The organism is Pseudomonas sp. 910_23 (assembly GCF_052850795.1).
Window position 1 is genome coordinate 156,507 of record NZ_VXCZ01000017.1, and the last position, 10,203, is coordinate 166,709.

At 62.5% G+C, this 10,203-nt stretch carries 5 protein-coding genes; 1 reads left to right on the plus strand and 4 read right to left on the minus strand.

The genetic code is table 11. The features are described 5' to 3' along the window. The first annotated feature begins 13 nt into the window (after positions 1-13). Positions 14-4,969, plus strand: coding sequence for a hemagglutinin repeat-containing protein (locus tag FW800_RS20335; protein WP_446438328.1), 4,956 nt, complete (start codon positions 14-16; stop codon positions 4,967-4,969). A gap of 143 nt (positions 4,970-5,112) precedes the next feature. Here the strand turns inward: FW800_RS20335 and FW800_RS20340 are convergent, their stop codons facing one another. From FW800_RS20340 to FW800_RS20355, 4 genes are all read right to left on the minus strand, one after another. Then, entirely contained in the window at positions 5,113-5,574 is a 462-nt protein-coding gene (locus tag FW800_RS20340) for an SRPBCC family protein (RefSeq protein ID WP_148852614.1), read from the minus strand. A gap of 86 nt (positions 5,575-5,660) precedes the next feature. Then, positions 5,661-7,208: an MDR family MFS transporter gene (locus FW800_RS20345; protein ID WP_148852615.1), complete on the minus strand. Its 1,548-nt coding sequence runs from the start codon at positions 7,206-7,208 to the stop codon at positions 5,661-5,663. Beyond that, entirely contained in the window at positions 7,201-8,352 is a 1,152-nt protein-coding gene (locus tag FW800_RS20350; RefSeq protein ID WP_446438329.1) for an HlyD family secretion protein, read from the minus strand. The genes FW800_RS20345 and FW800_RS20350 overlap by 8 nt, the downstream gene beginning before the upstream one ends. Continuing rightward, on the minus strand, positions 8,349-9,830 hold the full coding sequence (locus tag FW800_RS20355) for a TolC family protein (protein ID WP_446438330.1): 1,482 nt from the start codon (positions 9,828-9,830) through the stop codon (positions 8,349-8,351). Before FW800_RS20355 ends, FW800_RS20350 begins: the two co-directional genes overlap by 4 nt. Positions 9,831-10,203 lie beyond the last annotated feature (373 nt).

The window sequence follows — 10,203 nt, forward strand, 5'->3', positions numbered from 1 at the left end:
AGCGAAATTATTTATGCCGACTACTTCACACAGCTTTCACCTTTCTCCCCAGGGCAAACTGCGCTGGGCCATTGCCAGCCTGTTTCTGCTGCCACAGTTGGTACTGGCTGGCGGCGTGACCGTCGTCACAGGCCCCGGCGGCACGCCGCAACTGCAAGACCAGGGCGGTGTGCCCATCGTCAACATCGTCGCGCCGAATGCCGGCGGCCTGTCCCATAACCAGTTTCTGGACTACAACGTCGACCGCCAGGGCCTGGTGTTGAACAACGCCTTGCAGGCCGGCCAATCCCAACTGGCCGGGCAACTGGCGGCCAACCCGCAGTTCCAGGGCCAGGCGGCGAGCGTGATCCTCAACGAAGTGATCAGCCGCAATGCCTCGGCCCTCAACGGCGCCCAGGAGATTTTCGGCCAGGCCGCCGATTATGTGCTGGCCAACCCCAACGGCATTTCGGTCAATGGCGGCAGCTTCATCAACACCCCGAATGCCAACCTGGTGGTGGGCCGCCCGGAACTCAACGACGGCAAGCTGCAAGCCTTGAACACCCGCGATGCCAACGGCCAACTGACGATCCAGGGCCAGGGCCTGCACAACCGCGAGGGCTCCATCAAGCTGATCGCGCCACGCATCGACAGCGAGGGTCGCCTCAGTGCCCGTGATCAATTGAACCTCACGGTCGGTCGCAACCAGGTGGATTTCGCCAGCGGCGAAGTACGCCAGGTCGACCCGGCCGGCAAGGCCGAGGAGCAACGCATCGACGCACGCCTGTTCGGCGCGATGCAGGCCGGGCGCATCAATATCATCAGCACCGCCGAAGGGGCGGGGGTACGTGTGGGTGGTGTGCAGGTGCAAGGCACTGACGGTGTAAAGATCAGCTCGGCCGGTGACCTCGATGTCAGCGGCCAAGTCCACGCCAACAGCCTCGACGCCACCCGCGCCGGGGTACAGAGCCGCCAGGGCGACGTCGACTTGCGCAGCGCCAAGGACTTGAACCTGGCCGCCACTGACGTAGGCGGGCGCAACGTCAAGCTGGATGCCGGGCGCAACCTGACCCTCAGCAGCCTGGAAAGCCGCAAGCTTCAGGAAAAACGTGAGCAGTGGAACAACAGCAACTTGCTGTTCACCTACGAAACCTACGACCGCACCACCACCGACAAGGATTCCCGCCAGCACGGCAACACGCTCGTCGCCCAACAGGATGCGGCATTGTCTTCCGGCGCCAAGGCCGACATCAAAGCCAGCCACGTCGAAGCGGGCCACGCCTTGCGCGTCAACAGCGGCGCCGACCTGCAGGTGACCGCCGCTACCGAAACCCATGAGACCCGCGACCAGGGCAACCACCGCAAGCACCTGTGGAAAGCCAACTGGGACAAATCCAGCAGCGAACAGCGCAGCATCACCAGCAGCCTCAAGGCCGGCCACACGCTGGAGCTGACCAGTAAACAGAAACTGCAATTGCAGGGCGCCGAGCTGAAAACCCCAGGGGACATCCAATTGGCAGGCCGCCAAGTGGACATCGCCAGCGCCAGCCGCACCCAAAGCAGCAGTGACAACACCTACGCAGGCGACCTCACCGGCGGCAGCTTCTTCGGCAAGAACGGCGACGGCAACCAGGGCAAGACCTTGAACACCGCCAGCAAGGTGAATGCCGACGGCAAGCTGATCGTCCAGGCAGACGACGTGCGCATCAGCGGCAGCCAGGCCCGAGGCGGCAAGCAGGCCAGTGTCATCAGCGACAAAGGCTCGCTGGTGATCGACGGCGTACAAGACACCTCCCACGACAACCGCTACAGCAACGACAGTAAGTTCTTCGGCATCTCCAAGGATGAAAGCCGCAAGAACCTCAAGGACAGCACGGTGGTTGCCAGTAACCTGCGCTCGGACAGCAACCTCAAGCTGCAAAGCGCCAAGGACATCACGGTGAGTGGCTCCCAGGTGTCCGCCGCAGGTGAACTGCAAGCGAATGCCAAGGGCGATATCAAGGTCGCTGCAGCGCAGAACACCGCCCACGACACCACCAGTACCCATACCCGCGGCTTCGATGGCTACGCCAAGGAAACTGAGGGTGTCAGCCGCCAGTACCGTGCGGGCCTGAGCTATGAAGACCAGCAGCAAACCCGCCAGACCGACACCACCCGACAGCAGGCTTCAAGCATCAACGGCGCCAGTGTGGCGATTAACGCCGGTGGTGACGTCAGCATCAGCGGCTCCAACCTCCAGGCAACCAAAGGCGATGCAAGCCTGAGCGGCAAAAACGTCGAGCTGTTGGCCGCCCATGACCAACGCACCGAAGCCGTCGACAAGACCACCACCGGCGGCAGTTTCTACTACACCGGCGGCATTGATCGGGCAGGCAATGGTGCTCAGTTCAGCCACCAGAGCAGCCACGACACCGCTGAAAAAACCACCGCGCAAACCAGCACCGTGGCCGCGACCGGCAAGCTGACCATCAATGCTGGCAACACCTTCACCAGCGAGGGTGCCCAGGCCAAGGCCGGCACCGAGCTGCGAGTCAACGCGGGCCAGATCGACAACCTGGCCGCCCATTCCACCGAGACCAGTACCCACAAGCAAAACGGCTGGACCGCCGATGTCGGCGCCAATGTGGAATACAAAGGCATTACCCGCCCGATCGAAAAAGCTGTTGAAGGCGTGGCCCAGGCCAAGTTCCATCAGCCGGGTTTGCTGGATGCATTCGAACAACCCAATGTCGGGCTGGACGTGGAAGTCGGGCATACCCACAGCACCCGCACACAACAGGACAACACCGCCGTGGTCAGCCAATTCAGTGGCGCCACGGTGCAGGTCGATAGTGTCGGCAAGTTGCAGGATGAGGGCACGCAGTACCGCGCCACCGAGGGCGGGCTGACCATCAATGCCGGCGAGCATATCGCCAAGGCGGCAGCCAATACCCACAGCAGCAGCGAGCAAGGCGTGGACGCCAAGGTCGGCGTGCGGGTCTACACCACCACTGGCGAGGACGTGAATGTACGCGGCAGCGGCAGCGGCGGCAGCCGTGATGTACGCCAAGCCAGCAGCACGGCAGTGGTCGGCAGCTACGCGGGCACCCAGGGCGTGAGCCTCCAGACCAAGGGCGATGCAAGTTATGAAGGCAGCCAGTTCAACGGCGGCCAGGCAGGCGTCAACCTCAAGACCGGCGGTGAGTTGGCGCTCAACCAGGCTAACGACACTCAGAGCAACACCAGCAGCACGTTGCGCGGTAACGCGTCATTGACCGTGGGCACAGCGCCCGGCGCCAATGGCACCAACATCAACCTCGGTGCCGGTGTGCAATTGGATAACCAGCGCCTCGACACCCAGGACAGCCAGGCCCGCGTCGCGACGCTCCAGGGCAACGGGCCGATCCAACTCGGCAGCGGCGGCGACATGACCCTGCAAGGCACGCAGATCGGCTCCGGCACCGCCAAGACCGGCGATATCAGCCTCAATGCCGGCGGCAAGCTGGACCTGCAAGCCGCCACCCACCGTCACGTCAGCAACGGCAGCAACCTGGGCGGCGGCCTGACCCTTGGCGCCGGCAAAACCAGCAGCGCCGAAAGCAGCAGCAAGACCGGCAACCTCAGCGCCAATTTCAACATCGGCAAGGTGGCCGAAGATGACCAGGGCGTAGTCGTCGGGCAACTGCACAGCAACGGCAAGGTCAGCCTCGCCAGCGGTGCCGATGCAGCCGATGCCATTCACTTGCAGGGTACTCAGGTCAGCGCGGCCAGCGTCAACCTCGACGCGCAAAACGGCGGCGTCCTGCAGGAGTCGGCACAGTCGACCCAGGCTCATGACAGCTGGGGCGTGACCCTGGGCGCGGGCGCCAGCGTGGGCAAGACCACCTTGGCCGACGCCGGTGAACACGAAACACCCAAGACCCAACGCGGCATCAATGCGCGGGCCAAGGTCGATGTGGATCACGTGCAAGGCACCACCCAGCACGACAGCCTGATCAAGGCCGATACCGTGGTCATCAACAGTGCCGGCGATACCCGTCTGGCGGGCGCACGCATCGACGCCGAGCAGGTGAGCGGCAAGGTAGGCGGCGACCTCGTTGTCGAAAGCCGCAAGGACCAGGTCAACAGCACCCAGGTTCATGTCGATGCCAAACTGGATGTCGAGAAAAACCAGCCTGGCGTGGTCGATAAACTCGCCAAGGCCAGCGGCCCGCTCAAGGACACCGTAAAAGCCAAGGCCGAAGGCGCGTTCGACAAGCATCGCGACAAATTGGAGAACGTGGTCGACAAGGGCACCGGGCACCTGGCTGCGGCCAAGGACAAAGTGCTCGACAGCGTGGTCAACGCCAAGGAACGCCTCGAAGAAAAACTCACCCGCAGCGGCAGTTACGACGTGAACCCCGAACCCCGCGGCGCCTTCGGCACCCGCGTGGACAAGGCCAAGGCTTACCTGGCAGACAAGAAGGATGCGCTGGGCACGCGCCTGTCGGGCTTCAAGGACAAGGTCTGGCCAAAAACCAGCGACAGCTACGTTGTCAGCGGCAAGAACACCACCGGCAGCAAGGTGGCCGATACGGCTGAAAGCGTGTTGTTCGGTGACAAGAGTGGCAACACCAACTACACCCCGACCCTGAACCTGGACGTCAGCCATGTGATCAAGGACAGCGTCGCTCAGGCGTCAGGCATTCGCGGCAGCCAGGGCGTCAGTCTGCAGGTCGGTGGTGATACGCGCCTCACGGGTGCGCGGATCAGTGCCGAGCATGGCAAGGTCGAGCTGGGCGGTTCCAGGGTCACCGCAACCACACTGGCAGGCAGCGACTACCGCGCCGATGTCGGGCTGAATGTCTCCAAATCACCGGTCAACCTCGCACTCGGGGCCAAGGACGAACTGACCCAGAAACAGGACGACGCCACGCGCAAGGATCAAGCCTTGAACCTGGGCCTTCTGCGCGCCGGTGGCCATCGAGAGAGCCAGGCCTTGCAGGCGGGGATTGATCAGACCGTCAACTAACGCTTAAAACAGCAGAATGCTTCTGTGGCGAGGGAGCTTGCTCCCGCTGGACTGCGCAGCAGTCCTATTCTCAGGGCCGCTTCGCGCCCCAACGGGAGCAAGCTCCCCCGCCACGGAATCAGCCACTGCCTGCTCGTTCTATGTCAGTTGAACAGCGCCTGCAGGTTCTTCATCGCATCATCGGCAAAGCCTTGCAGGAACGCTTCGAACGCCGGCAGATCCACCTTGCCGCCAGTGTAGGGCTGGCCAATGATGGTCCAGGTCACCAGGCTCTGGTTCGGGCCTTGCGGCGCCACTTCCATCAGCGCCCACAGGTTGCCGATATTCAGTGAGGTGTAAATCAGTGACCAGGTCATCGTCATGGCTTGGTCGTCACGGGTGTTGAGTTGCTCAATCACCACATTGCCGTCCTTGAACAGTTTCTTGCGGACCGAACGCACGCCCTCGCCCGTCATTTCGATATGGGACAACGCCGGAATGAATTTCGCGAAACCAGCGAAATCTCCGACGATACTCCACACGCTGCGCGCATCGCCATTCACGGTGACGCGGGCGACTACAGGGTTGCCGAGCGGGTTACGGACCAGGGTATCGGGTTGTTGCATGAGAGAGCTCCTCTTTTCCGGGGGGCAGATAGTGGGCTCCAACCAAACGCAGTGGGCTGTACAAGTTCAACACCTCCTTGGCGTGGTTAAGCGTTCTTGGCTGACTGCCGTAATGCCAAGGCCGCGACACCACACAAGATCAACGCGATACAGGACACATAGAACGCATCGCTATAGGCCATCAGGTACGCCTCGCGACGCACGGTGTGGATCAAGCCCTCGATAACCTGCTGTTGAGCGGGCAACAGTTGGTTGAAGATAAAACCCTCGCTGTCAGCCATGCTGGCGCGCAGGCGTTCCTGCAAGGACGGGGAAAACAGTGTGATCGACTCCCCTACCCGCTCGGAGTGAAAGCGTTCGCGCAGGGCGACGATCTGCGTCAGGCCCGCCGTACCCACGGCTCCGCCAAGGTTGCGCAGCATGGAGAACAACGCCGAGGCAGAGCCGGCTTCGTCTTTGGCCAGCCCGGACACCGCCAGTACCGAAAGCGCCACCATGATCAGCGGCTGCCCGATACCGCGTACCACCGTGGAAGGAATGATCACGTTGGCAGCGCTATCCACATCCAGGTGCGCACCGAGGTAACACCCCAGCGCCATGATGAAAAAACCGCTGGCGACCATCAGTTTCGGGTTGAGCCACTTCATCAGGCGCGGCATGAACGGCGCCAGTACCAGTTGCACCATGCCGTAGGCGATCAGACTGATGCCAATCTCCCGAGCGTTGTAACCCTGCAACTGGGAGAGGTAATTGGGCACCAGGAACACCAGGCCGAACGTGGCCCCGCCGAAGATGAACATCGCCGCGCTGGCTACTCCGAAGTTGTAGCTCTTGAGCAGACGCAGGTTGATAAAGGAGCGGCTGCCATACAGCTGCGACAGTACGAAGTACACCAGGGCAACGCCTGCGACCAGCGACATCCACACAATGAAATCGGAGCCGAACCAGTCCTTGCGCCCACCTTCTTCCAGCACGATCTGCAAGCCCCCCAGGCCGACGATCATGGCGATGATGCCGCCCCAGTCGCCGCGCTTGAGCAGGCTCAACTGCATGGGTTTGGCATCGATGGACCATGCCACCGCCAGCAGCAAAAGAATGCCGGGAGCCAGTTGCAAGTAGAAAATCCAACGCCAGGAATAGGCATCGGTCAGCCAGCCGCCGATGGACGGCCCGGCGGCCTGGGCGACGCTGTTGGACAGGGCGAACAGGGCCATGCCCATCGCGATCTTGCTGGGCGGCAACTCGGTGATAATCAACTGGAATGACAACGGGATCAGCACCGCGCCGGCTGCGCCCTGGATCACTCGAATGATGATCATCACTTCCAGGTTGGGCGCCCAGGAGCAGGCAATGGACGCCACCAAAAACACAAACGAGCCCACGAGCATCACACGCCGCAGAGAGAACACCTGCACCAACCAGGCGGTCAGCGGGATCATCACGATTTCCGCGACCAGGTAGGCGGTGGAAATCCACGAGCCTTCTTCGAACGTCGCCCCCAGGGAACCTTCGATCTCCGGCAGCGCGGCGCTGGTCACGTGCACGTTCATGCCGGCCATGAAACAGCCGAACAGCCCCCCGATCACCGCCACCCAGGCGCGAAAGGACACGCTCTTTTCAGCGGCTTCAGTCATGTGCAGCGTCCTGCTTATCTGGGCGAGTGTCCACCGTGGTGATCACCGACATGCCCGGCAGAATAGGTCCGCCTTCGTCATGCTCATCAATGACGATCTTCACTGGAAAGCGTTGCACGATCTTGGTGAAATTGCCGGTGGCGTTGTCCGACGGCAACAGCGCGAACACTGCCCCGGAACCTGGCGAGAAACTCATCACATGGCCCTTGAGCTTGCGTCCTGAATAGCTGTCGATGCTGATGTCCACGGGTTGGCCGGCACGCATGTCGCGCAACTGGGTTTCCTTGTAGTTGGCCACCACGTAGGCCTGCTGCAAGGGCACCACTGCCAGCAGCGGCAAGCCTGGCGCGACGTACTGGCGGGTGCGCACTTTGCGCTGCCCCACCACGCCGTCGATGGGTGAGCGGATCAAGGTGTCTTCCAGGGCATGGGTCGCCAGGTTCAACTGCGCCTGGGCCTGACTGCGCCGGGCAATCTGCTGCTGGAGCGAAGCTTCGGCCAATTGGCGTCGGGTGACGGCCACGGTCAAGCGGGTTTCCTGTTGGCGTTGCATGGCCTTGGCAATTTCTACCGCGGCATTGGCCTGGGTGTAGCTGGCGGCGGCCGTTTCCAGACGCTGGGCGCTGGCGGCGTGGTCGCGCACCAACCCTTCGTAGCGGCGCTGGTCGAGGCTTGCGCGGCGCAATTCTGCGGCCACACTGCGGGCGTGAGCCTCAGCCTGGGCAACGCCGGCTTTTTGCTGGGCGATCAGGCTGTCAGTGACTTTCAAGTTGGCCTCTTGCGCTGCCACCGAGGCCTGGGTCTCGGCCAGTTCTGCACGAGCTTGTGCCAAGCGGGCCTGGTAGTCACGGTCCTCGATGCGCACCAGCACATCCCCTGCCTTGACCGGCTGATCGTCCTCTACCACCACCTCGGCCACATAGCCTGAGACCTTCGGGCTGATGGGAATCCAGTCGGCGCGCACATACGCATCATCGGTCTGTTCCAGGTAGCGGCCGACCGTCATCCAGTACACGCCGAACACCACCGCAGCGATCAACAGCGCAGCGCCGCCCAGCAGGAGCAGATGCCTTTTGCGGCGTGGGCTGCGCGTATGCGCCTGTTCATCCTGGACAGCAGTTTTTTCATCAACGGCGATATTCATGGTTGGGTACCGGAAAAAGTGGTGTGAGCGTGGGTGGGCGCTGAAGGCTGCCAACCACCGCCAAGCGCCTGAAACAGGCTGATCTGGCGTTGCAGCAACTGGCCGTCGGCGTCGGCGCGAGTGGCCTGCAAGCGGATCAGTTCACGCTCGCTGTCCAGCACGTCCAGAAAGTCGATAGACCCGGCGTCATAGTTGAATTCGGCCAACCTGTAGGCGTGGCGGCTGCTGTCCAGTGCCTGGCTCAAGGCCGCGTGGCGCTGGCGTTCGCCGTCATACAAGGCCAGGGCCTGGCGCACCTCCTTGAGCGCCTTGAGTACGCTGGCCTCGAATTGCGCCACCTCCACCTGCTCAAGCGCCCGCGCCTGGTTGACCCGTGCGCGGTTGGCGCGCCAATTGGGGAACTGCCAGGTGATCAGCGGGCCGATGCCGAACATCACCGCGCTGCTGTCGCCCAGCTCATGGGGCCTGTTGGCCGATGAAGACACCGAGGCGCCGAAGGTCACCTTCGGGTACAGGTCGGCCTGGACGATATCCACTTGCAGCGTGGCCGCCTGCAACGCTCTCTCGGCCTGACGGATATCGGGGCGGCGCGCCAATAATTGCCAGCCATCGCCCACCGGCAGTTCGGCATTGAGGTGTGGAACCACCTCACAGCTCGCAGCGCCAGCGCCTTGTTCCAAATCAGCCACGCCGGTCAGCATTGCCAGTTCATACAGCGCAGCCTGTCGACGCGCCTCCAGCATCGGCAGCAAGGCCTGGGTTTCGCCCTGCAAGGCTTGCATACGCGTGTATTCAAGGTCCGTCACCACACCGGCCTGGCGCTGGCGATCGATCAACACCAGGCTGCGCCCGACCACGTCCAATGAATGACGCTGGACCTTGGCACGAGCACCGAGGGCACAAGCATTCACATAGGCGCGGGTGGTTTGCGCCACGACCGTGATGCGCAACAGGTCCTCGGCGTCCTGCGCCGCCGCGGCTTGCACCTGGGCTCGTTCGATCGTGCGCTGGACCTGGCCCCACACATCCACTTGATACGCCAGCTCGAAGCCCGGGTTGAACGCCCATTCTGACGGTGCATGGCTATCGGTGGCCTTGGCCAGGGTCTGATCATCGGCGGTCTTGCCGTAAGCGGCACCCAATGACGCTTGGGTGGACGGCCAGCGCTCGGCATCAGCCTGCATGATCCCGGCCAGCATCGCCTGCACATGGGACTGGGCCGCCGCCAGGTCACGGTTGTGCAGCAATGCCTGCTGCACCAGCCCATCGAGCTGTGGATCGTTGTACAACTGCCACCAGCGCTCGGGTAATGCCTGGGCCGAAACACCTTGCGGCAAGTGGCTCAGGGCATTGATGCGCTCTGGATGTGACTGTGCAGGCGGGTGAGCAACCCAGGACGAACAACCCGCCGACAACGCCAGCGCAATGCCCAGCAGCGCAACACGGCCATGCCATGGGGGAAAAGAAGGCGAACCCATCGAAGAAATCCAGAAGGCCAAGTAGAGACCCAGGGTAAGAGCGCGACGGAGTGCGAATCTCCCGAGTTCCGGACAACCATCGTTTTGATTGGGACAAGGTGCGGGGTGGCTTGGCAGTACTCGGGGCAAATGTGGGAGGGGGCTTGCTCCCGATGAGGGAGTATCAGTTAGCAAATCTGTAACTGACCCACCGCCATCGGGGCATAGGTATCTACACAACTTCTGGTATGGCGCTGTACCTGTGGCGAGGGAGCTTGCTCCCGTGGCGGCCTGAAAGCCGACCGGGAAGTGGGATCAGATCGCATACATATCCGTTATTTAGGTAACGGCTACTTAGGGTTCCGCCCTGACGGCGGGTCACTTTGGAAAAGCC

Excerpts from the sequence above, each read along its gene's own strand:
- FW800_RS20335 (WP_446438328.1), top strand. The coding sequence starts at position 14 with ATGCCGACTACTTCACACAGCTTTCACCTTTCTCCCCAGGGCAAACTG.
- FW800_RS20340 (WP_148852614.1), bottom strand. The coding sequence starts at position 5,574 with ATGCAACAACCCGATACCCTGGTCCGTAACCCGCTCGGCAACCCTGTA.
- FW800_RS20345 (WP_148852615.1), bottom strand. The coding sequence starts at position 7,208 with ATGACTGAAGCCGCTGAAAAGAGCGTGTCCTTTCGCGCCTGGGTGGCG.
- FW800_RS20350 (WP_446438329.1), bottom strand. The coding sequence starts at position 8,352 with ATGAATATCGCCGTTGATGAAAAAACTGCTGTCCAGGATGAACAGGCG.
- FW800_RS20355 (WP_446438330.1), bottom strand. The coding sequence starts at position 9,830 with ATGGGTTCGCCTTCTTTTCCCCCATGGCATGGCCGTGTTGCGCTGCTG.